Genomic DNA, 23,140 nt, shown 5'->3' on the forward strand with positions numbered 1-23,140 from the left:
TATATATGCTTATGCTAAACTTCTCAGTACTTTATTTACAGCATTGATAGTATAATCAAGGTCATCGTATGTTAGTGCATCATTCAGGAACCAACTTTCGAAGGCGCTCGGAGGCAAATATACTCCTTCGGCCAACATCCCATGGAAAAACTTTTTAAAAGTATCATTATTTCCTTTGGCCGCTGAATCGAAGTCCACTACTGCTTCCTCGGTAAAGTGTACAGAAATCATAGATCCTAAACGGTTGATCGTATAAGGTATTTTCGCATCGTTAAGCACTTTCGTCAACCCTTTATGCAGGTAGGCTGTTTTTTCAGACAGGCTGCTAAAAATCTCAGGGTTTTCATTTAATTCGCTCAACATGGATAATCCGGCGGCCATTGCTAATGGATTACCACTTAAAGTTCCAGCCTGATATACAGGTCCTAGTGGCGCCAGATGATTCATGATTTCGTTTCTTGAAGCAAAAGCCCCTACAGGTAAGCCACCTCCAATCACTTTTCCAAAACAAACGATATCGGCTTTTATATTCAATAGTTCCTGAGCACCTCCTTTGGCAAGGCGGAAACCGGTCATGACCTCATCAAAGATCAACAACACTCCGTGCTCATCACATAATTTTCTTAGTCCCTCCAAAAATCCAGGCTTTGGAATAATACAGCCCATATTACCGGCTACAGGTTCCAGAATAATTGCTGCGACTTCTTCTTTATTTGCTTTAAGGAGTTCTTCTACATTATCCAGGTCGTTATAGCGTGCCAACAAGGTGTCTTTAGCTGTACCTTGTGTAACGCCCGGACTATTGGGGCTACCAAAGGTTACCGCTCCACTACCCGCCTGAATAAGGAATGAATCTGAATGCCCGTGATAACATCCGGCAAACTTTATTATTTTGTCTCTTCCTTTATATCCACGTGCCAGTCGAACTGCACTCATACAGGCTTCCGTACCACTATTCACAAAACGAATCTTATCGATATTTGGGACCATGGAAACTGCAAGTTTTGCAATTTCAGTTTCGATTTCTGTGGGGATTCCAAATGAAGTTCCCTTCTGGGCTTTGTCAACAACCGCATCGATAACAGGTTGGTGAGCATGTCCTAAAATCATCGGACCCCATGAGGCGATATAATCAATAAGTTTATTACCGTCTTCATCATACAAATAAGCACCCTTTGCTTCTTTCACAAACACAGGTTCGCCTCCGACTGCATTAAATGCTCTAACCGGTGAGTTCACACCTCCCGGGATATACTTTTGAGCTTCAGCAAATAAGGCGCTACTTCTTTTATAAATCATTCTTCTCTCTTAATTTTTTATTATTAATTTCTGACCAATAGCAATAATATTATCACGTAAACCATTCAAACGCTTTAATACATCGACAGTCAGGTTATATCTTCTTGAAATCGAATACAAAGTTTCTCCCTTTTCAACCACATGAACATTACCTGAAGACTTAGCAACCACGACGGGAGTATCCACTACTTCCTCGTAACGGCCTTTTAAAACTTCTTTATCTAAATTATACAATTCATAGCGTTGGATCAGGCTGATCAATTTTTCAGGATATCTTCTATCCGTTGCGTATCCTGCCTTTCTTAATCCTCTGGCCCAACCTTTATAATCGCTTGGCTTTAATTTAAACAAGAAAGCATATCTGCTTCGGGTTGTCAGGAACCTCGAGTGATCTTCAAATGATTGTCCCGGATCGCTATATTTTCTAAAACATTCTCCTTTTTCATCATCATCGTGAAATACACCTTCACCACCCCAATTATGGCATTTTATACCAAAGTGATTATTTGCCTTTCTCACTAAAGTACCTTTTCCTGCTCCGCTTTCCAGAATGGCCTGAGCCATGGTTATACTGGCCGGGATTCCGTGTTCTACCATATTTTGCTTGGCAACAGGACTAAAGTAATCGATATAATCCTGTACAGTATTGATGGTTACGGTTGTTTTAGAGGTTGACTCGAGCGTTTCCTTTTCGGTCTCGTCCCTCGAATCATTTTTATTTACAACAACCTCACGTTTAACAGGCGGTCTTTTCTTGCTGGAGGCTACTTTCTTTTTAGATCCACAGCTTGCCAAAACAAGCACACACAATAAAATAGTTATTTTTTTAAACATCTATCAAGGGTAGTTTTTTTTGTTTCAATCGTTGATTCATCCCGGCAATACCCTGAAGGCCACCAGTATGGATCACTAAAATTTTTGTATTAGGTTCAAACTTATCATTTTTAATCATATCTACCAGTCCGTAAAGCATTTTTCCTGTATAAACGGGATCCAAAGGGATTTTTGTTTCTCGTTTGAATTCATTTATAAATTCGATCAGTTCCGGCTTGACTTTAGCATATCCTCCAAAATGATAATCGGTAACCAAACTCCAATTTTCCTTGTGGACAAATTTAAGGATTTCATTTTTTAAAAAGTCTCCTTTAAGCGCAGGAAAACCCAGTACTTTTTGGTTAGGGGATGCACTATTGATAATTCCAGAGATCGTACCACCGGTGCCTACACTCAATCCAATATAATCGAACTCAGCATCTTCTTCGGTTAAAATCTCCTCACATCCTTTAACTGCAAGTTGATTGGTACCTCCTTCCGGAACAAGATAGCATTTACCAAACTTCGCTGTTAATTCTGCCTGAAATTCGGGTATATTTTTATTTCTGTAAGCTGTTCGGGATACAAAATCAAAATGCATTCCGCAATCTTTGGCGAAGCTGAGGGTAGGATTATCAGGAACCTCTTTTTCTAATTCCTCACCTCGTATAATCCCGACACTTTTAAACCCATATTCTTTGGCTGCATATGCGGTAGCTGCAATATGATTTGAATAAGCACCTCCAAAAGTAAGGATGGTATCGTCCCCTTTATTTTTGGCTTCAGAAAGATTGTACTTAAGCTTCCGATATTTATTACCTGAAATGAATGGATGGATTAAATCTTCCCGTTTGATAACGAGTTCAACATCCTTTTCTCTGCATATACTGAGAAGTACTTTTTCATTGTGTATGGATATCATTCGGTAAAGGAAGAATTTATGTTCGTTACATTAACGGAGCCATCTAGACTTTATTTGAAATCCCATAATAATACACAAAGCTCCAGGGACTTCTCGACTTCAAATAACCAGTGTTTTGTTCATTTTTATAAGCCTCTCGTTCAAAACTTATATTTTTATATGCAGTATATGCGTTTCCATATTTAACTATCCCAATAAGCCATTCTGTTAAATAGATCAGGTAAAATGGAATAATCAGCAACTCCAACTGTTGACGAAGATGAATTTTCTCGTGATTAATCAAGACCTGATCTTGCTTTAAAACATCTTCTTTCACAAAGATTACTGGCCATAAGGTTAAACCTACATAGGGTTTTGGAAATATATGTTTAAATACTAAAATCATATTTCACTTATCTCAAACAGTTTTAATTCTGTTATATTTGTAAAGTTAATTATATACGGAGTAATATATAACGAACTATCATAAATAAATTTTAAAGAGTTATTCACAAAATAACTTTTTACGATATTTGTTCGCATGAAAAAGATTATTCCTTTAGAAGAAGGAGATTATTACCTGTCTCCGCAAGGATACAGGGTTTTTACAGAGAAGTATCATTTAAAGCGTGGGTATTGCTGCGAAAGTGGTTGCAAGCACTGTCCATACGGATTTAACAAAAAGACTAATACTCAAAAATAAATAAGCTTTCTTTTGGATAACAACCTTATGAAATACAAGTCTACTACTGCTTATTCCTATCATAGGGCTGATATCCGCTATCCTTAGTTTTACATTATTGACCTTGAACCTTAAGTTTTATTTTTTCAATAATTGTAAACGATTACATCATGACATTCAAAGAGCAAATTTTAGAGGGTATTCCCAGCGAACTACCTCAACCGAAAGTATACGAAACTGAAATTAATCACGCACCAAAGCGCAAGGAAATACTAAACGAGCAGGAGAAAAAACTGGCTCTTAAAAATGCGCTTCGCTATTTTGATGCGGCCCATCACGAAACTTTAATACCTGAATTTAAAGAGGAACTTGACAAGTATGGCCGTATCTATATGTACAGGCTTCGCCCGGATTATGAGATGAAAGCCCGTTCTATTGAGGCCTATCCTGCAAAAAGCAAACAGGCGGCTGCGATTATGTTGATGATTCAAAACAATTTGGATTATGCCGTTGCTCAACACCCGCATGAACTTATCACCTATGGTGGTAACGGGGCTGTATTTCAAAATTGGGCTCAGTACAGACTCACGATGAAATACCTGGCTGAGATGAATGATGAGCAAACCCTGGTAATGTATAGTGGGCATCCAATGGGTCTTTTCCCTTCTCACAAAGACGCTCCCAGGGTGGTTGTTACTAACGGAATGATGATTCCGAATTATTCGAAGCCGGATGACTGGGAGAAATTCAATGCATTGGGAGTTACTCAATACGGACAAATGACTGCAGGAAGTTATATGTATATCGGTCCGCAGGGGATTGTTCACGGTACCACCATTACGGTTCTGAATGGATTTAGAAAAATTGGCAAGATGCCTCAGGGCAACCTATTTGTTACTTCCGGATTAGGGGGAATGAGTGGAGCTCAACCAAAGGCCGGAAATATTGCCGGTTGTATTACCGTGTGTGCAGAAGTGAACCCGAAAGCTACGCACACAAGACATTCTCAAGGCTGGGTAGATGAAGTTATTTCTGATTTAGATCTATTATCCGAACGTGTAAAACAAGCAAAAGCAAATAAAGAGACTGTTTCCATTGCTTATCAGGGTAACGTGGTTGATGTTTGGGAAAAATTTGATACTGAAAACATACATATCGACCTTGGGTCGGATCAAACTTCTTTGCACAATCCGTGGGCAGGAGGATATTACCCTGCAGGTTTAAGCTTTGAAGAATCGAACGAACTGATGGCCAATAAGCCTGAAGAATTCAAAGAGGCCGTACAAGAGTCGTTGAGAAGGCAGGCAGCAGCCATCAACAAACATGCTGCGAAAGGCACGTACTTCTTTGATTATGGAAATGCTTTCTTATTGGAGGCATCAAGAGCGGGGGCGGATATTATGAACACCCCGGAGGAAGCGATTAAAACGAACCGTGAATTCAGGTATCCGAGTTATGTACAGGACATCATGGGACCTATGTGTTTTGATTACGGGTTCGGACCATTCCGATGGGTTTGTGCCAGTGGAGACCCTGAGGACCTCAAAAAGACTGATGAGATTGCCTGTAAAGTTTTGGAAGAAATCATGACTAATTCCCCTGAGGAGATACGTCAGCAAATGGCGGATAACATCCAGTGGATCCAAGGAGCCCAGGAAAACAAACTTGTGGTAGGCTCACAAGCGAGGATCTTGTATGCCGATGCCGAAGGACGTATGAAAATAGCTGAAGCCTTTAATAAAGCTATTTCGAAAAATGAAATAGGTTTTGTAATTTTAGGTAGAGACCATCATGATGTGAGTGGTACGGACTCTCCATATCGCGAAACCTCCAATATTTATGACGGCTCTCGTTTTACAGCGGATATGGCCATTCATAATGTAATAGGCGATAGCTTTAGAGGTGCTACCTGGGTGAGTATTCACAATGGTGGTGGCGTTGGATGGGGAGAAGTTATAAACGGCGGATTTGGTATGGTTCTTGATGGTACTAAAGATGCAGACAGACGTCTGAAATCGATGCTTTTCTGGGATGTTAACAATGGTATCTCCAGACGCAGTTGGGCTCGAAACGAAGGGGCTGTTTTTGCCATCAAAAGAGCTATGGAGGTTGAGCCAAATTTAAAGGTTACACTTCCAAACAATGTCGATGAAGATCTGCTGAATAATGTTTAACCCGGTGTTCTGCTACGAAAGCAAACAGTTTGTGGCTGGCCACCAAAAATTAAAAGCTAATTGTTATGAGAACAGTTAAATTATTATCATTGGTAGCCTTGATCTCATTTTTTGCGGTTTCCTGCTCTTCCATAAAGGTAGCAGCCGACTATGACAGACAAGCAAACTTTAACGATTATAAAACATTTGCTTTTTACAAACCAGGAGTCGACAAGGCAGAAATCTCTGACCTTGACAAAAAACGGATTCTAAGAGCTGTAGAAAGAGAAATGATAGCAAAAGGATATACGCTTTCGGAGAACCCTGATGTATTGGTAAGTATTTTTACCAAAGAACGCGATCGGGTAAATGTATATAATAACGCCGGATGGGGCTGGGGACCATACTGGGGTCCATACTGGGGTATGGGATACAGTAATGTTTCGACCACTACTGAAGGTTCTTTATACATCGATATAATCGATGCTGAAGAAAAGGAGCTTGTCTGGCAGGGTAAAGGAACAGGTAATTTGGTAACTTCAGGTGATATTGACAAGAAGGTTGCAAAGATCAATGAATTCGTCATGGAAATCATGTCGCAATATCCACCAGGGTCATCGAACAAATAATAGCTTTAAAAAACCGCCAAATGGCGGTTTTTTCATTTCATAACGTGTTGTCTTTTATTTAAGAAAACGTTTTAGTTATGTTTTGTAACTTTACATCAACACAAAACACTAAAAACACATTATGAACACTGCATACACCAGCAATCCATTACTCGATAAGCTTCCTGCGCACCTGAAACAGTTTATCAAACCTCAGAACTATGATGATTATTCACCTATCAACCAGGCTGTATGGAGGTATGTCATGCGTAAGAATGTAGATTATTTAAGTAAGGTTGCTCATGAGTCTTACCTTGACGGACTTAAACAGACAGGGATTTCTATAGATCACATTCCGAGTATGTACGGAATGAATCGTATTTTAAAGGAAATTGGATGGGCGGCAGTTGCCGTCGATGGTTTTATTCCGCCCAACGCCTTTATGGAATTCCAAGCCTATAACGTCCTGGTTATAGCATCAGACATTCGACAATTGGAACATATTGAGTACACTCCAGCTCCTGACATTATCCATGAAGGTGCGGGCCATGCACCTATCATTGCGAATCCTGAATACGCGGAGTATTTGCGTCGCTTTGGTGAAATTGGAGCTAAGGCCATTTCCAGCGCTAAGGATTACGAAATGTATGAGGCTATCAGGCATCTTTCGATCATAAAAGAGGCTGAAGGCACGCCTCAGGAAGAAATTGAGGCCGCTGAAAAGCGGGTTGATTATCTACAGGATCATATGGGAGCACCCAGTGAGATGGCTTTAATTAGAAATTTACACTGGTGGACGGTAGAATACGGATTGATCGGCGAACTGGAAGATCCAAAAATATACGGTGCGGGACTTTTATCTTCTATCGGAGAAAGTGCCTGGTGTATGACAGACCAGGTAAAAAAATTACCGTATACCATTGAAGCTGCTTACCAGGGGTTTGACATCACTAAGCCCCAGCCACAGTTATATGTAACCCCTGACTTCGCTCATTTAAGCCTTGTTTTAGAGGAGTTCGCCAATACCATGGCTTTGAGAAAAGGCGGATTGAGTGGCCTTCAAAAACTTATCAAATCTGAAGCATTAGGTACTATTGAGCTTAGTACAGGAATACAGGTTTCGGGAATATTCACCAATGTAATTGAACATGACGGAAAGCCTGTTTATGTCCAAACAGCAGGAAAAACTGCCTTGGCATACCGGGAGAAGGAATTGGTAGGTCATGGCACAAACTATCACAGAGAAGGTTTTGGAAGTCCTATTGGAAAATTAAAAGGCATTAACCTGGCGATTGAAGACATGAGTCCTCGAGATCTCAAGGCCTACAAGATATACGAAGAACAACGGGTTACCTTTGAGTTTGAAGGAGGCATTAAAGTTGAGGGTGTTATCATTACCGGTAAAAGAAACCTACAGGGCAAAATTATACTCATTAGCTTAAAAGACTGTACGGTAACTTATGGTGACACTGTTCTATTCAAACCAGAATGGGGTGTATACGACATGGCTATCGGAAAGGAAGTAACTTCTGCTTTTTCCGGACCGGCTGATGTAAATAGTTTTGACCTCATCACTCATGTTCCTTCAGAAAAAACGATCAAATCTAAAAAATCTCCGGAGCGAATTGCTCTTGAAAGTTTATATCAACAAGTCAGGGAATATCGTGAGGGCAAGAACAGAACTATATCGCGACACAAAGTATTTGAAGAGTTGGTAGCACACTATCCCAACGACTGGTTGCTTTCGGTGGAGTTATATGAATTGGCCAGAAATAGTCATAATGACGAGTTTGCTCAAGAAATCTTAGATCATCTGGAAACTGTAAAATTAAACAGACCTCAGGTAGGTCATTTGATTGACGGTGGAATTTCATTGATCAATTCAGAATTAATTCATTAATTTTAGGGCGATAAACCTAAATATATGAACAAAAAAATATTCCTCGGTATTGTATGCTGTTTAAGCGTCCTTGCCTGTAAAAAGGGCACGGAAGAGAAATCGGATGAAATCGCAACCAATTCCAACAAGCAACCTAATGTGGTCATTGTATTCACGGATGATCAGGGTTATGAAGATGTTGGGTGCTTTGGTTCCCCAGACATCAAGACACCACATTTAGACCAAATGGCTAGTGAAGGGGTAAAACTGACTAGTTTTTATTCGGCTCAAGCTGTTTGTTCTGCTTCTCGAGCTGGACTTTTAACAGGATGCTACCCTAACAGAATAGGCATTCATAACGCCTTTATGCCTGATGCGAAAATTGGTCTTAACCCTGAAGAAACGACCATTGCTGATATGTTGAAGGAGCAAGGATATGCAACTGCTATCTATGGAAAATGGCACTTAGGAGACCACCCGGATTTTATGCCGAACAATCAGGGATTTGATGACTATTTCGGAATTCCATATTCAAATGACATGTGGCCTTTGCATCCGCAACAGGGTCCAATTTTTAATTTCGGCCCGCTTCCATTATATGAGAATGAAAAGGTGATTGACACCTTAACCGATCAGTCGCAATTGACCACTCAAATTACGGAAAGAGCCGTTTCTTTTATTGACAAAAACAAAGACAACCCATTCTTTCTATATGTGGCACACCCACAACCCCATGTACCTTTATATGTTTCTGATAAATTTAAAGGCAAGTCTGAAAGGGGTTTATATGGTGATGTTATTATGGAGATCGATTGGAGTGTAGGACAGATCCTGGAGACTTTAAAAAAGAACAACCTGGATAAAAACACCCTGGTTATATTCACTTCTGATAATGGACCGTGGTTAGCCTATGGTAATCATGCAGGATCAGCGGATCCATTCAGAGAAGGAAAAGGGACTGCCTGGGAAGGAGGTCAGAGAGAACCTTTTATTGCGTGGTATCCGGGAACATTACCTGCTAATAAAACTATTAATACACCGGTAATGGCCATTGACATTCTCCCTACTGTAGCTTCGATTACGGAGAGCAAGCTTCCTGAAAAGGAAATTGACGGTAAAAACGTTTGGCCAATTTTATCGGGAGCATCTACGGAAACACCTCATGAAGCTTTCTTTTTCTATTATCGAGTTAATGAACTCTTCGGTGTACGCTACAAGGACTGGAAATTATACTTCCCTCACCGTTACAGAACAATGGATGGTCAGGAACCCGGAAAAGACGGCTTACCTGGTGAATATCGATTTGTAGACATGGAAGCCATTGAACTCTATAATTTAGCTACTGATTCTATAGAATCTACCAATGTAGCCGAGGAAAATCCTGAGGTCGTAAAAACGATTATGGCACTTGCCGATGAGAAAAGAAAAGAACTAGGTGACAGTTTAACTGGCATTGAAGGCTCTGAGAACAGAGCACCCGGACAAGTTAAAACCGAAGACTAATAACATATTTATAGTCAGGTGACTAAAAACAATAGAAGGGGCAAAAACACGGTCGTGTTTTTGCCCCTTTACATATAAACACAGCACATCTGACGTACTATTTTCTGATAAAATCGAATTTTATATTCCCTTGTTTAAACAGGAACAATTGCTTTCCGTCTTTTCTATAGAAAGACATCTTTATACCTGCCGGTTTAAATTCAAATTCAGTATTCGAATACGGCGTAAGCGGAAAAGCCCCCTGCCCGGTCGCCTGTCCATATAATTCATTGTCTTTTATATATACTTTTATATCTAACGGAAACTCCGGGTTATCATAAACACCCTCATATCCTTCCAAAACCTCCCCATCAACTTCTACTGGTCTTCTTGAAAAATCAGGAAAGTCTAATGGCTTACCGTAAACTCCATTAAGCAATTGTATTGATATATCGTTCGGATTAAAATAATTGGTTGCGTTTACAAACTGAACTAACAAAACCCCATCTTCTTTGTTGTATCCAACAGTAGATCTATAACTTTCTATCCCTCCTGAATGCCCATAAAACTTCTTATCGTTAAAAGGAAAGCTTGTTATTCCATAACCATATCCTTCCTTTATATCGAGCATTTTTTCTAAACTTTCCTGAGCAATTAACTTCCCTGAAAAAAGAGCTTCATAAAACACTGCCAGATCTTCCAGTGTTGCAGCTAAAGCTCCTGCTGACCATGCCCAGTCAGTATTCCATTCTGGTACTGTGGGCTCCCACTTATCACCTTTTCGGAGATAAGATTTAGCAAAATGCGTTTTATCCAAAGGCCTTCCCAGGTAGGTGTTTTTTAACCCTAGTCTTCCAAGAATCTCTTCCTCTAATTGTTTTTTATAACTATTCCCAGAAGCGTCTTCTATAATGTACCCTAACAACATATAGTTAGTATTACTATATTCATATTGGGCATCAGGCTCAAAAACAATTTCATACCCTTTGACTTTCTTCAAAAAAGATTCTTTTGAAATTGGTTGACTTACATTTTCGATAAATCCTTCCTCATTGGTATAGTTAAACAAACCAGACCGATGCCTTAAAAGCATTTCTATATCTATTTTGTCTGCATTGGGGATTTCCGGATAATACCTGGCCAGCTTATCAGACAGGTTCAATTTATTCTCTTCCGCTAATTGTAAAATAAGTGTGGCTGTATATGTTTTAGTTATAGAGCCTATTAAGAATAACGAATTAAGGGTGTTTTTTTTGTTATTTTCTAAGTTCTGATACCCTACCGATCTTTCATAAAGTATTTCACCATCCTTTTTTAGTAATACATTACCGAAAAATGCATCATTTTTCTGATAATGGTCAAAAAGGCTATCTAGTTCAGCTATTTTAGGGTTTTGGGCATTGACCGTAAAGACCAGAATCAAACATAAAATAAATGCTATTCTTTTCATAAGTGTGTGTTTTCAAATTAAAATTAGGGAATCTACATGAAAAACACTTCAGAATGAAAGAAAATTAATCGTGGTTATAACGATTTACGAAAACTTTATTGATGGATATTGTTTCTGAATGGTCTTTATTTTGTTCTGAATTTTTTCGAGAAATGCATGGTGTTGCTCCGAGTTCGGATTAAAAGGTTTATGAGCAAGTCCCTTTTGAATTTTGTCAATTTCACCCATCAATTCAGTTGCTTTGGGATCAATCCACACTTCTTTAAATTTCTCCCATATATAATCTATGGCCACTTCATTAGGATGTACCATATCCGCATTGTAAAAACGGTAATCCCGTAATTCGTCCATCATGATTTCATATGACGGAAAATAAAAGGAGTTTACAGCATCCCGGATCGTATCATGAACAGCGGTTAACAAATGTGCTTTACTTCGCTGATTCTCAACAAAACCATCTTTTAAATGTCTGACCGGTGAAACCGTAAAAATAATTTTAGCTTTTTGATTATACCTGTGGACAAGATCGACTATACTCCTGAGGCATCGTTGCAGTGCAGGAACCGAACACAATACTTTATTAAATTCCTTTTGGGGTACTTTATGACAATTAGCCACCACCCTATGGGTATTTCTTAATTCATAGGCCCAGGCGGTTCCAGGGGTAATAACTACATAGTCCACTTCTTTCAAGCTTTCATGGACGGCATAAAGCACTTTATTCAAATTAGCCAATATGGTTTCCCTGGATGGATTGCTAAAATCAGAATGCACTTCGTAACAATGCCAGCGTTCGTTTAAAAAAAACACATCTTCTTCGGTGAATTCCCTTTGCTGTTCTACTCGTTCCAATAAATTCAGAACTGCTTGTGGATGAAATAAAATACCAAATGGATTCAGGTATGAAGAAAATTTATAGTAATCTAACTTCTTACCGATATTCTCAACAAAACAAGAACCTAGTAACAAGAGTTTATCACTATAGCCTATTTGCTTTTTTTCTGGCTTTAACGGTATGTGCGTTTGTAGTTGCATATAAAAAATATTCCCGCCTGGGCGGGAATACAAATTTATAAAATATATGTTTTGGCCTTTTCAAGGACTTCGGGAATCCCTCCCGGGTTTTTACCTCCGGCTGTTGCGAAAAACGGTTGGCCTCCGCCACCGCCCTGAATGAGCTTCCCTAACTCTCTTACCACTTGTCCGGCATTCAATTCTTTTTCAGCCACCAATTCTTTGGAAATATAACAGGTAAGCATCGCTTTACCATTATTTTCTGAAGCGAATAAGGCAAATAAGTTTTTAAACTCACTCCCTAACTCGAAAGCCATATCTTTAAGAGCCGCCTGATCCAGATCTACTTTTTGAGCCAGGAACTTCACTCCGTTTACGTCTTCAAGTCCATTTCGGATCTCTTGTTTAAGCCCCTTAGCCTTTTCTTTTTGCAGTGCTTCGATCTCCTTTTTAAGTGCCATATTTTCCTCTTGTAATGAGGTTATAACTTTAATGGGATCGTTCTTAGTTTTAAGCACAGCCAGCACCTTGTCATAAGCCTCACTCTGGCTTTCAAAATATTGCTTAGCACCCTCAGCAGAAATAGCTTCAATTCTTCTTACCCCAGCAGCTACAGCGCTTTCTGAAGTAATTACAAAGTGCCAAATATCTGCTGTATTCTTCACATGGGTACCTCCACAAAGTTCCATGCTTTCACCAAATTTAATCGTACGTACGGTATCACCATATTTTTCACCAAATAAAGCAACTGCACCTTCATTTAATGCTTGCTGATACGGAATATTTCTATTTTCCTCTAAAGGTAATTGTTCTCTGATCCTGGCATTTACAAACTCTTCCACCTGCTTTAATTCATCGGTGGTCACTTTAGCATAATGAGAAAAGTCAAAACGGAGATAATCCGCTTTCACTAATGATCCTTTTTGTTCCACATGCGTACCGAGTACGGTTCTTAGTCCCTGATGTAAAAGGTGGGTTGCCGTATGGTTCGCCGCAGTATTGTTTCTGCTATCTAAATCTACCACCGCCTCGAAGGTTGCATTGAGGTTTACAGGTAAATTCCTGGTGTAATGAATGATTAAGTTATTTTCCTTTTTGGTATCTAAAATGTAAGTAACATCACCATTGGGAGCTTCTAAATATCCTTTATCGCCAACCTGACCACCACCTTCCGGATAGAAAGGAGTTAAGTTAAAAACCAATTGATACATTTCACCATCTTTTTTAGAGGTAACTTTTCGATAGCGTGTGATCTTTACTTTGGTTTGAAGCATATCATAACCTACAAACTCTTCTTCATCATCTTCAATAAGCTCATGCCAATCGCCTGTCTCAATTTTGGTTGCTTTTCTCGAACGCTCTTTTTGTTTTTGCAATTCTACATCAAAGCTCTCTGTATCGAGTTCAAAACCTTTCTCGCTTAAAATTAGTGCGGTAAGGTCTATAGGAAAGCCATAGGTATCGTAGAGTTCAAAGGCCTTTTTACCTGAAATTGTTTTACTCTTGCTACCGGCTATCACATTATCTAAAAGCTGTAATCCCTGATCTAAGGTTCTGAGAAAAGAGTGTTCTTCTTCTTTTATAACATTTTCGATGATTCCCTTTTGAGATCTTAATTCCGGAAATGCTTCATGCATTTGATTTTCCAGGGTATCTACTAATTTGTAAATAAAAGGTTCCTTTTCGTTCAGGAATGTAAACCCATAGCGAATGGCTCTTCTAAGAATTCTTCGTATTACATACCCTGCGCCTGTATTACTTGGTAATTGTCCATCGGCAATGGCAAATGACACCGCCCTAACGTGGTCTGCAATAACCCTGATGGCTATGTCAATCTCTTCTTCTTTACCGTATTTAGAATTTGTTATGGTTTCAATCTCGCGAATGAGTGGTGTAAAAACATCAGTATCGTAATTACTCTTCTTATTTTGTAATACCATACACAAACGTTCAAACCCCATACCCGTATCTATATGCTGAGCAGGTAATTCTTCGAGTGAGCTGTCTGCTTTTCTATTGAATTGAATAAAAACCAGGTTCCATACTTCAATTACTTCCGGATGATCTTTATTTACTAAATCTTTTCCGGGCACTTTTGCTTTTTCTTCGGCAGAACGAATATCTACATGAATCTCCGAACACGGTCCACATGGCCCCTGTTCGCCCATTTCCCAGAAGTTATCCTTTTTATTTCCGTTAAGAATTCTGTCTTCACTGATGAATTCTTTCCAAATATCATAGGCCTCGGTATCTCGTTGAAGACCTTCTTTTTCATCTCCTTCGAAAATGGTAACATACAGCATATCCTTATCGACCTTGAATACTTCGGTAAGTAATTCCCAAGCCCATTGAATGGCCTCTTTTTTGAAATAATCACCAAAACTCCAATTCCCCAACATTTCGAACATGGTATGGTGATAAGTATCCTTACCAACCTCTTCAAGGTCATTATGCTTCCCGCTGACCCTTAAACATTTTTGAGTATCGGTAACCCTTGAATTTTTAGGTTTTTTATTACCAAGAAAAAATTCTTTAAACTGGTTCATCCCCGCATTGGTAAACATCAGGGTGGGATCATCTTTGATAACCATTGGTGCCGAAGGGACTATGGTGTGTTTTTTATTTTCAAAAAACGCTAAAAACTGCTTTCTTATTTCTTGAGACTGCATCATAAAACTCTTAACTTTTTCTAAAAATTGGAGCAACTGCGAAACAATTTTTATATTTGTTCGTTAGCAAAATTGCAATCACTCTCATTTAGAGTGCAAAAATAGAATAATTAAACTAATGTCGAAGGTAAAATATTATTACGATCACGAAACACTATCTTATAGAAGAATTGAACCTAAAAAAGGGAAGAAGTTAGGTTTAGTGGCTATTTTCATTACCGGCATGATTTTATCTGGGTTTTTATTTTTTATTGCAACCAGTTACATCCCTAATGTTAAGACTCCCAGAGTACTTTCACTGGAGCGCGAACTCAACAATGCTGAGTTAAATTATCAGATATTAAACAACAAGCTCACCCAAATTGAAAGTGTTCTTTCGAATATAGAGGAGCGAGATAATAATATTTACAGAATATATTTTGAAGCCAATCCGATTCCTGACGAGCAAAGGCAAGCTGGTTTTGGGGGTGTAAACCGATACAAGCATTTAGAAGGGTTTGACAATTCTGATCTAATCGTAAACACCACTGAGCGTTTGGAGGTACTTCAAAAAAGGTTGGTAGTTCAGTCAAAATCTTTGGATGAGATCACTGAACTGGCAAAGGAAAAAGAAGATTTACTAGCGGCTATCCCTGCTATACAGCCTGTAAAGAATGAAGATCTTACCCGAATCGCATCGGGATATGGATGGCGTTCTGATCCTTTTACAAAGGCTAGGAAATTTCATTATGGAATGGATTTTACCGCTCCGAGAGGGACTCCTATTTTTGCTACAGGAGATGGTGTTGTTACGAGAGCTGATAACAGATCATCGGGTTATGGTGAACATATTCGCGTAGACCATGGTTATGGATATGTAAGTTTGTATGCCCACCTGAGCAAGTATAATGTTAGAAGAGGACAAAAGGTAAAAAGAGGCGATATCATTGGATTTGTAGGAAGCACGGGAAGATCGCAAGCCCCTCACCTTCACTATGAGGTTTTTAAAGACGACAATCGTATTAACCCACTTAACTTCTATTACGGCAGTTTAACAGCTGACGAATTTGATGCTATGTTAAAGGCAGCTACGATCGAAAACCAATCGCTTGATTAATGCACTTAGAACTTCCTGATAAACTATATTACAGCATTGGTGAGGTAGCCAAGGCCTTTGATGTAAACACTTCTCTAATTCGTTTTTGGGAAAAGGAGTTTGATGTTATCAAACCAAAGAAAAATGCCAAAGGAAATCGGAAGTTTACTCAAGAGGACATAAAGAACCTTCAACTTATCTACCATTTGGTAAAAGAAAGAGGTTTTACTCTTGAGGGAGCAAAAACACACTTAAAAGAAGAAAGGTTGAAAACTCTTTCAAATTTTGAGATTATTCGTAAATTGGAGCATATAAAAACTGAGCTGATAAAAATTAAGGACCAACTATAAATTGGTTTGCGTATTGGTCACTACACAAGTTTTTATAAATGTTACCTGTAACGAATGTGTAAAATTTTATACCTATAATTAGAAACAACCTAAAAACTGAATATCGATGAAAAAGTGGTTAATTCCTGTTATCATTATTGTTGTGGTAGTCTTCGGACTTTACAGATGGGCTGTTGGCATCAACAACACAGCAGTTACGTATGAAGAAAATGCTAAAACTGCATGGGCTGATGTAGAGAGCACTTACCAAAGACGTAATGATCTCATTGGCAATCTTGTAAAAACGGTACAAGGTGCTGCTGATTTTGAAAAATCGACCTTAACGGATGTTATTGAGGCCAGAGCAAAAGCTACCTCAACAACCATAGACCCCACTAATATAACTCCAGAACAGTTAGCAGCCTTTAATCAGGCTCAAAGTGGTTTGTCTTCTGCTCTCTCCCGTCTATTGGTTACGGTAGAGCGTTATCCTGAACTGAAAGCCAATCAGAACTTTTTAGAATTACAATCGCAACTGGAGGGTACTGAAAACAGGATCAATGTAGCCAGAGATCGTTTCAACGAATCTGTTAATACATACAACAAGCATATTAAAATATTCCCAAACAGTTTGTTAGCAGGCATGTTTGGTTTTGAAGAAATGGGACGTTTCTCAGCCGATGCCGGTGCAGAAAATGCTCCTGATGTAGAATTTGATTTTTAATTATCGCTAATGTCTGAAGTTGAGGAGTTTTTAACACCTGAAGAAGAAAAAGAAATCGTGGCTGCCATTCGCACAGCTGAAATGCAAACCTCAGGTGAAATTCGCGTACATATAGAAAAATCTTCACAGGAAAAAGAAGCGTTCGAAAGAGCGAAAGAGGTATTCCATTGGCTTAAAATGGATCAAACCAAAGAAGCTAATGGGGTACTTATCTATGTCGCTGTTCACGATCATACCTTTGCTATTTGTGGAGATAAAGGAATAAACGAAAAGGTCCCTAAAGGCTTTTGGGACAGCACCAAAGATGTCATGCAAAAGCATTTCAGACACAAACAATTCAAACAAGGATTGGTGGAAGGTATTTTAAAAGCGGGTACCGAATTACGAATGCATTTTCCATGGAAGCATGATGACGCAGATGAATTGTCGAACGAAATATCAAAAGCTTAATATGCTTAGATCAAACTTTATAAAAAACTGTTTATGTTTCATAGCAGGTCTTTTATTAATCAATATTGCTTCAGCTCAATTTCAAATTCCTGAAACTCCAAGTGAACAAACCAGTGTTTATGATTATGTAAACCTCTTGTCTTCTTATGAAAAGTCTTCCTTAGAAAATAAGCTCGTACGTTATTCTGACACTACCTCCACTCAAATTGTGGTAGCTATCATCTCTTCTACCGAAGGAGAGGATATCAATTATCTGGCCGCACAATGGGGTCATAAATGGGGTATTGGACAGGAAAAAGAAGATAATGGAATATTGATTCTTCTTGCCAAAGATGATAGAGACATCAGCATACAAACCGGATATGGCATCGAACATCTTTTAACAGATGCGCTTTCCAAACGTATCATTACCAACGTTATCATCCCTGAATTTAAGAAAGGGGACTATTATGCCGGATTGAATCGGGGCACGGATGTTATCTTTCAGGTTTTATCGGGAGAATACAAAGGCAGCAGGAAATCCGGATCTAAGGGCTTCCCTGTTGGTGGTATCATTTTCATGATATTTATATTTTTTATTATCATTTCGGCCTTGTCAAAAAAGAACAGAGGTGGGCGCGGTGGACCCGGAGGTAAAAATCGCGGACTTGACATCTGGGACATGATCATTTTAAGCAATATGGGGCGTGGCGGCTTCGGTGGTTCCGGAGGTGGATTTGGCAGTGGTGGTAGCTTTGGTGGCGGTGGCTTTGGTGGCGGCTTCGGCGGCGGTGGCTTCGGTGGTGGTGGTGCCAGTGGAAGCTGGTAATATCGAGAACCAAAAAGTAATTCCCTTTTAACTTTTCATTATTAACAATCCATTACAGAAATGGTTTCTTTTGTAGTGCTAATAAAATAACCTGGAAGTAATGCCGGCATCTTTTTACACCCAAGAAATAGAAAATTACCAATCAGCGCTCAAAGCTATAAATAAGAAGTTATTATTTTTTAGTATGCTTCGTCTAACTGTTTTTTTGCTTGCGGTAGTTGGTATATACTTCTTCTCTGGCAATTGGACCCTGATTACCGTCATAGCCATTATATGTACGACTGTTTTTCTCGGGCTGGTATCTCATTACTCAAACCTTCAATATGAAAAGAAAAAAACACAAAAGCTCATTGAGATTAATCAAAATGAACTTCGGTTTTTAAAACGAGATTATCATGAGTTTGACACGGGTGAAGAATTTTCAGATGCCAATCATTTTTACAGTTATGACATCGATCTGTTTGGGAAAGGTTCATTTTTTCAATATTTGAATAGGACCGCCACTCCTGAGGGCAAAAAAGAATTAGCAGAAATATTACTTCACAACGATCCGGTTGATATTGAAAAGAAACAACGTGTTATTAAAGATCTAGCTTCTAAACCCAAATGGCGTCAGGTTTATTCTGCCATCGCTAACCTTATTGAATCGGACCTTAGCACTAAAACCCTTGTTAACTGGATTAAAGGTTATCAATCGTTCACCCCGAAATATGCCAAGCCAATCTCGATTGGATTTTCTATCATTTCCCTTGGGGTTATTACCACCGCCATTCTAAATATCATTCCTGAATCGTTCGCCATTTATTGGTTCTTTATTGGGTTAACAATTACAGGACGTTACTTTAAAAAAACGAATTTACTGTCTGATCGTTCGGGAAAAGCTAAAGAAGTACTTCAACAATATCATCAGTTATTGAATTTGATAGAGGAAGCCTCATTTTCTGCTGAAATCTTAAAGGCCAAGCAGGTAATCATTAATTCCAAGCGTGAAAAAGCCTCCGGCATTCTCAAGAAGCTTTCAAAAGCGATAGACTCCTTAGATCAGCGGAATAACATGCTGTTTGGTGTCCTAGCCAACGGCTTCTTGTTATGGGACCTGAGACATGCAAAAACTATTGAAGAGTGGATTCATACGTATAAAGAAGACGTTGATCACTGGTTTGAAATCATCGCTTATATAGATACTCAAAATTCCCTGGCTACTTTTGCTTATAATCACCCTGGCTATCATTATCCCACTATTTGTGATAAAAAAGGAATTGAAGCGCAAGGCTTAGGGCATCCACTATTAAATCCTGAGAACAGAGTTGATAATAACTTCAATATTCAAAACAAAGAATTCTTTATCGTTACAGGGGCTAACATGGCTGGAAAGAGTACTTTTTTAAGAACTGTATCATTAAGTATTGTTATGGCTAACTGCGGCCTTCCTGTTTGTGCTTCTTCGTTTGATTATTCGCCTATGAAGCTTATTACGAGTATGCGAACCTCGGACTCTCTAGCTGATGGTGCATCCTACTTCTTTTCTGAATTACAGCGTTTAAAATTTATTGTTGAAGCCATTAAAACGAGTCGTTATTTTATCATTCTTGATGAAATCCTCAAAGGCACCAACAGCACTGATAAAGCAATGGGATCACGTAAGCTGGTAGAGCGTTTGGTTAAAAGTAATGCTACAGGCATTATTGCCACTCACGATCTGAGTTTATGTGAGGTAGCCCAGGAATTGGATGCGGTTAAGAACTATTATTTTGACGCCATTATTGCGAACGATGAGTTGTCCTTCAGCTACGAATTGAAGGAGGGAATTTGCCAAAACATGAATGCTTCATTCTTGCTGAAACATATGGATATTGTTGAGTAATAAAAAGGTCGCACCCTTATCCAAAAATAGCAATTACCCGCAATATCATTTGTTGTCTTTTTGTGATTAAAAGCAAATAAAAAGGCCACTACTTTTGTAGTGACCCATTTTTACATTCGAAATCCGTAATCGATTAAAATCTTCTAAAACGCATTCCTCCACGTTGGGGAGCTTTTCCTCCGAACTTATCAAATTTCCATGTAAAGCTCAGCATGAAATACCTTTGAAGAACCGTACCCTGACTGTCTTGAATGTAATCTTCAGCGACCGTTCTACGCGTGTTTATATTTTGATCGAGTAAATCGTATGCCAATAACTTTAAGGTACCCTTTTCTTTGAACATCTGGACTCCCAGACTCATATTCCAAAAGACGGAACTCTTATCAAAACCTTCACTTACATTCCCGTTATAGCTATACACAATATCGTTCCCCCAGATAATATTCTTTGGCCAATAAGTAGAAGTTCTCAATTCAGCATTATGCGTAATAAATTTAACTTTATCGAGATTGTCCAGGGTATAGGATGTATTATTAAATGTGATTGAATAACCCGGTTCTATATCTATTAATTCCTTATAGTTATAGTCGAAGGTTAGACGTGGAGTCAGGCTGAAATTTTTAGAAGTAAATTCTACCCCATTACTAAAACTCACATCATTGTTATATCCGGAGTTTAATCGCAAACGCCATCCCAGTGTATATGTCGTATCTTTCTTTATCTGTTTCCCATATGATGCTCCCACATTGGCTGAATAATTACCATCTACATTGGTATAGGAGGTTCTTCTGATAAAGTTATCATCCGTAACTGTAAATCGGGTTATTTTATCATTTTCAAAATTCATCGCCCCATAGATGAACATTCCGCTTCGGCTTCTCCAATCAAAATTATTATAATTAAATGAAACCCGATGACTTAGCGCTGCATCCAAATCAGGATTCCCGACTACTATATTTGTAGGGTTCGAAATATTCTCAATGGGTTGAAGCTGGGACAACGATGGAATATCTACGCTTGACCTATAATCAAAACGTATCCGTTTATTTCTACTTAGGGTATACCGCACACGACTTGAGAAAAAGATGTTATTAAAATCCTTATCAAATTCTAAATTTTGTAGTCTATCGTTGTTATTCATTTCGGTATTCTGATAGTTTGCATTTACGCGAACACTCAGGGCCTCGCCTTCATAATTGATACCAAAAGTTGATCTTTGTTGTATGTTCTTAAAGGTAAATTCGGAACTTAGGTCAGCATTAAAATCGGTATATCCATTTGATGCGGCATCAAAATCATTAACAATCCTGCTATTTTCCTGATTTTGCCAATTATAGCGATATTCTAAATCGGCAAAAAGGTTTTTAATAATTGGTTGTCTGAACTCGATCTCTGCCTGATATGTATCTGAGCGGTTATCGATTTTAGTCAACTGATCTACCTCTTCTTCTGACGGGTTATTCCCGTATACCGATCTGAGCGTATTGAGGTTAGAACTCCCATCGGTAACATTGTTATTATTATTAAAACCTACTCTCAAAAACTGACCTTTACTTCCAAACCTTTTGATCACATCGAGATTATTACTGAAACTCTGTTGCTCATTTTCATCAACACTTCTGGATTGACTTTCATTGATCAGCGCCCCATCTTCATCGGTAGCGTTTTCCATGGTTCTATTTGAGGAGAGGCTTTTAGCAAGGTTAAACCTTGGAGCTATCGTTATCTTTAAGGTTGAATCTAATTCAAATTCAAATCGTGCATTCCCCCTGTGTGAATCGGTATCTCCATTAAAACTGGATTGACGTTCGGTAAAATAGCGTCTATCTGGTAAAATGTTTTCTCGTGATGTTTTGGTATCGTTGAATGAACTACTCCCCCCATAGAAATAATCCCCGGTAACTTCAGTTTTATCACTGAATTCATTGGCATAATTACCTCCGATATTGGTAGATGTTGTTATACCCTGACCAAAACCAAAGTTGAGTCCATTTACACTAAAACTACCATTTCCTCCGACGGAAACACTTCTTCTTCCGGAGTTCCCTACCATGTCAAAAATCTCATCCATAGAGAACCCGGAACTATTGATATTATTCTTTCCTGCCAGAATACTGAAGCGTTCTTCACCTTTAAACATATTCAACATACCGTTTAACTGATAGCGATCATCGGTTCCGTATCCCGCTGTGGCTCTACCAAAATGGCCTTTATTCTTCTCTTCTTTAATCGTTATGTTTATAGTTTTTTCTTCAGAATCAGAATCTTTACCTGTAAACTCTTCAGTTTCTGTCTTTGTATCGGTAATTTGTATTTTATCTATGATTTCTTTAGGCAAGTTTTTTGTGGCTATTTTAGGGTCATTACCAAAAAACGCCTTTCCGTTCACCAACACTCTATTTACCTCTCGTCCGTTAACGGTAATTTTACCATCGCTATCTACCTCAACGCCCGGCAACTTTTTCAATAACTCCTCGACATTGGCATCCGGACGCGCTTTGAAGGAGTCGGCATTAAATTCGAGAGTGTCTTTTTTTATTTGAATGGGAATACGCTCTCCAACTACATTTACTCCTTCGAGTTCTTGTGTTTGCTGATCTAACAATATTTCTCCTAAATCTATGTTCGTCTTATTCAGGTCAATGATCCTCTTTTTCGAATTATATCCTGTATAAGAGATCATTACATTGGCCTTGGTAACATTTGTATTCAGTTGAAGTTCAAAAGATCCATCATCTTTTGAAATGGTATATGAAATAAGCGTACTGTCTTTTAAAGTCTCTGCAAACACAGTTGCGGCTTCGAGAGCGTTCTTCGTACCATTTTCTTTAACAGTACCTGTTATGGTATACTCTTGGGAAAATAAATAGCTGCTAAAAAGCAGTACAATCAGGGTAATTTTTACTTTCATCTTAGTTTAAAGGTTCAAGGTTAGTTTAT

The 23,140-nt window shown here is 38.7% G+C and carries 19 protein-coding genes; 11 read left to right on the forward strand and 8 right to left on the reverse strand.

The genetic code is table 11. From position 1 onward, the window contains the following. Positions 1 to 9 precede the first annotated feature (9 nt). From hemL to BM361_RS16445, 4 genes are read right to left on the reverse strand one after another with little or no spacing between them, the layout of a single operon-like run. Positions 10 to 1,299 carry a glutamate-1-semialdehyde 2,1-aminomutase gene (hemL, locus tag BM361_RS16430; protein ID WP_074980215.1) on the reverse strand — a complete coding sequence of 430 codons (1,290 nt, stop codon included), beginning with the start codon at positions 1,297 to 1,299 and terminating at the stop codon, positions 10 to 12. Positions 1,300 to 1,308: 9 nt separating this feature from the next. After that, complete coding sequence (locus BM361_RS16435; RefSeq protein ID WP_038269078.1) at positions 1,309 to 2,133, reverse strand: glucosaminidase domain-containing protein; 825 nt, start codon at positions 2,131 to 2,133, stop codon at positions 1,309 to 1,311. After that, positions 2,126 to 3,034, reverse strand: a complete 909-nt coding sequence (locus tag BM361_RS16440) for a 1-aminocyclopropane-1-carboxylate deaminase/D-cysteine desulfhydrase (protein ID WP_074980217.1) — start codon at positions 3,032 to 3,034, stop codon at positions 2,126 to 2,128. Before BM361_RS16440 ends, BM361_RS16435 begins: the two co-directional genes overlap by 8 nt. Positions 3,035 to 3,077: 43 nt before the next feature. After that, positions 3,078 to 3,419, reverse strand: coding sequence for a hypothetical protein (locus tag BM361_RS16445; protein WP_074980219.1), 342 nt, complete (start codon positions 3,417 to 3,419; stop codon positions 3,078 to 3,080). Between the two features lie 135 nt (positions 3,420 to 3,554). Here BM361_RS16445 and BM361_RS17020 point away from each other — a divergent pair, with 135 nt between their 5' ends. The 5 genes from BM361_RS17020 (at position 3,555) to BM361_RS16465 (ending at position 9,838) form a co-directional block, all read left to right on the forward strand. Then, on the forward strand, positions 3,555 to 3,716 hold the full coding sequence (locus tag BM361_RS17020) for a C1orf53 family protein (RefSeq protein ID WP_161808370.1): 162 nt from the start codon (positions 3,555 to 3,557) through the stop codon (positions 3,714 to 3,716). A gap of 149 nt (positions 3,717 to 3,865) precedes the next feature. Then, the gene (locus BM361_RS16450; protein ID WP_074980221.1) at positions 3,866 to 5,869 is read left to right on the forward strand and encodes a urocanate hydratase; all 2,004 of its coding nucleotides are present in this window, start codon (positions 3,866 to 3,868) and stop codon (positions 5,867 to 5,869) included. A 65-nt stretch (positions 5,870 to 5,934) separates the two neighbouring features. Then, positions 5,935 to 6,477 carry a DUF4136 domain-containing protein gene (locus BM361_RS16455; protein WP_038269069.1) on the forward strand — a complete coding sequence of 181 codons (543 nt, stop codon included), beginning with the start codon at positions 5,935 to 5,937 and terminating at the stop codon, positions 6,475 to 6,477. Positions 6,478 to 6,598: 121 nt separating this feature from the next. Then, positions 6,599 to 8,356 (forward strand): aromatic amino acid hydroxylase, encoded by a 1,758-nt coding sequence (locus BM361_RS16460; RefSeq protein WP_074980223.1) that lies wholly within the window; start codon positions 6,599 to 6,601, stop codon positions 8,354 to 8,356. 24 nt (positions 8,357 to 8,380) lie between these two features. Further along, positions 8,381 to 9,838 (forward strand): sulfatase family protein, encoded by a 1,458-nt coding sequence (locus tag BM361_RS16465; protein WP_074980225.1) that lies wholly within the window; start codon positions 8,381 to 8,383, stop codon positions 9,836 to 9,838. A 97-nt stretch (positions 9,839 to 9,935) separates the two neighbouring features. On the opposite strand, the gene BM361_RS16470 is transcribed toward BM361_RS16465, so the two are convergent. The 3 genes from BM361_RS16470 to alaS form a co-directional block, all read right to left on the reverse strand. Next, positions 9,936 to 11,267, reverse strand: coding sequence for a serine hydrolase domain-containing protein (locus BM361_RS16470; RefSeq protein ID WP_074980227.1), 1,332 nt, complete (start codon positions 11,265 to 11,267; stop codon positions 9,936 to 9,938). Between the two features lie 84 nt (positions 11,268 to 11,351). Beyond that, positions 11,352 to 12,302, reverse strand: coding sequence for a GSCFA domain-containing protein (locus BM361_RS16475; RefSeq protein WP_074980228.1), 951 nt, complete (start codon positions 12,300 to 12,302; stop codon positions 11,352 to 11,354). Positions 12,303 to 12,337: 35 nt separating this feature from the next. Then, a complete protein-coding gene (gene alaS, locus BM361_RS16480) occupies positions 12,338 to 14,950 on the reverse strand; it encodes an alanine--tRNA ligase (RefSeq protein ID WP_074980230.1) in 2,613 nt (870 codons plus the stop codon). A 118-nt stretch (positions 14,951 to 15,068) separates the two neighbouring features. Here alaS and BM361_RS16485 point away from each other — a divergent pair, with 118 nt between their 5' ends. From BM361_RS16485 to BM361_RS16510, 6 genes are all read left to right on the forward strand, one after another. Continuing rightward, positions 15,069 to 16,046 (forward strand): M23 family metallopeptidase, encoded by a 978-nt coding sequence (locus BM361_RS16485; protein WP_038269057.1) that lies wholly within the window; start codon positions 15,069 to 15,071, stop codon positions 16,044 to 16,046. Further along, positions 16,046 to 16,375: a MerR family transcriptional regulator gene (locus tag BM361_RS16490; RefSeq protein WP_038269054.1), complete on the forward strand. Its 330-nt coding sequence runs from the start codon at positions 16,046 to 16,048 to the stop codon at positions 16,373 to 16,375. Before BM361_RS16485 ends, BM361_RS16490 begins: the two co-directional genes overlap by 1 nt. A 106-nt stretch (positions 16,376 to 16,481) precedes the next feature. Continuing rightward, positions 16,482 to 17,078, forward strand: coding sequence for a LemA family protein (locus tag BM361_RS16495; RefSeq protein WP_038269051.1), 597 nt, complete (start codon positions 16,482 to 16,484; stop codon positions 17,076 to 17,078). A 9-nt stretch (positions 17,079 to 17,087) separates the two neighbouring features. Next, positions 17,088 to 17,528, forward strand: a complete 441-nt coding sequence (locus BM361_RS16500; protein WP_038269049.1) for a TPM domain-containing protein — start codon at positions 17,088 to 17,090, stop codon at positions 17,526 to 17,528. A 1-nt stretch (position 17,529) separates the two neighbouring features. Next, a complete protein-coding gene (locus tag BM361_RS16505; RefSeq protein WP_074980231.1) occupies positions 17,530 to 18,336 on the forward strand; it encodes a TPM domain-containing protein in 807 nt (268 codons plus the stop codon). Between the two features lie 100 nt (positions 18,337 to 18,436). Continuing rightward, entirely contained in the window at positions 18,437 to 20,200 is a 1,764-nt protein-coding gene (locus BM361_RS16510; RefSeq protein WP_074980233.1) for a MutS-related protein, read from the forward strand. Between the two features lie 133 nt (positions 20,201 to 20,333). Here BM361_RS16510 and BM361_RS16515 read toward each other — a convergent pair whose 3' ends face one another. After that, positions 20,334 to 23,111 carry an outer membrane beta-barrel protein gene (locus BM361_RS16515; RefSeq protein ID WP_074980235.1) on the reverse strand — a complete coding sequence of 926 codons (2,778 nt, stop codon included), beginning with the start codon at positions 23,109 to 23,111 and terminating at the stop codon, positions 20,334 to 20,336. Between the last annotated feature and the right edge of the window lie 29 nt (positions 23,112 to 23,140).

It is taken from the genome of Zhouia amylolytica (assembly GCF_900116365.1).
GTDB classification, from domain to species: domain Bacteria; phylum Bacteroidota; class Bacteroidia; order Flavobacteriales; family Flavobacteriaceae; genus Zhouia; species Zhouia amylolytica.

Bases quoted from the DNA above. Each gene is read 5' to 3' on its own strand.
- BM361_RS16435 (WP_038269078.1), bottom strand. From the start codon at position 2,133: ATGTTTAAAAAAATAACTATTTTATTGTGTGTGCTTGTTTTGGCAAGC.
- BM361_RS16495 (WP_038269051.1), top strand. From the start codon at position 16,482: ATGAAAAAGTGGTTAATTCCTGTTATCATTATTGTTGTGGTAGTCTTC.
- BM361_RS16450 (WP_074980221.1), top strand. From the start codon at position 3,866: ATGACATTCAAAGAGCAAATTTTAGAGGGTATTCCCAGCGAACTACCT.
- BM361_RS16490 (WP_038269054.1), top strand. From the start codon at position 16,046: ATGCACTTAGAACTTCCTGATAAACTATATTACAGCATTGGTGAGGTA.
- BM361_RS16510 (WP_074980233.1), top strand. From the start codon at position 18,437: ATGCCGGCATCTTTTTACACCCAAGAAATAGAAAATTACCAATCAGCG.
- BM361_RS17020 (WP_161808370.1), top strand. From the start codon at position 3,555: ATGAAAAAGATTATTCCTTTAGAAGAAGGAGATTATTACCTGTCTCCG.
- alaS (WP_074980230.1), bottom strand. From the start codon at position 14,950: ATGCAGTCTCAAGAAATAAGAAAGCAGTTTTTAGCGTTTTTTGAAAAT.
- BM361_RS16505 (WP_074980231.1), top strand. From the start codon at position 17,530: ATGCTTAGATCAAACTTTATAAAAAACTGTTTATGTTTCATAGCAGGT.
- BM361_RS16445 (WP_074980219.1), bottom strand. From the start codon at position 3,419: ATGATTTTAGTATTTAAACATATATTTCCAAAACCCTATGTAGGTTTA.
- BM361_RS16440 (WP_074980217.1), bottom strand. From the start codon at position 3,034: ATGATATCCATACACAATGAAAAAGTACTTCTCAGTATATGCAGAGAA.
- BM361_RS16455 (WP_038269069.1), top strand. From the start codon at position 5,935: ATGAGAACAGTTAAATTATTATCATTGGTAGCCTTGATCTCATTTTTT.
- BM361_RS16460 (WP_074980223.1), top strand. From the start codon at position 6,599: ATGAACACTGCATACACCAGCAATCCATTACTCGATAAGCTTCCTGCG.
- BM361_RS16470 (WP_074980227.1), bottom strand. From the start codon at position 11,267: ATGAAAAGAATAGCATTTATTTTATGTTTGATTCTGGTCTTTACGGTC.
- BM361_RS16465 (WP_074980225.1), top strand. From the start codon at position 8,381: ATGAACAAAAAAATATTCCTCGGTATTGTATGCTGTTTAAGCGTCCTT.
- BM361_RS16485 (WP_038269057.1), top strand. From the start codon at position 15,069: ATGTCGAAGGTAAAATATTATTACGATCACGAAACACTATCTTATAGA.
- BM361_RS16500 (WP_038269049.1), top strand. From the start codon at position 17,088: ATGTCTGAAGTTGAGGAGTTTTTAACACCTGAAGAAGAAAAAGAAATC.
- BM361_RS16515 (WP_074980235.1), bottom strand. From the start codon at position 23,111: ATGAAAGTAAAAATTACCCTGATTGTACTGCTTTTTAGCAGCTATTTA.
- hemL (WP_074980215.1), bottom strand. From the start codon at position 1,299: ATGATTTATAAAAGAAGTAGCGCCTTATTTGCTGAAGCTCAAAAGTAT.
- BM361_RS16475 (WP_074980228.1), bottom strand. From the start codon at position 12,302: ATGCAACTACAAACGCACATACCGTTAAAGCCAGAAAAAAAGCAAATA.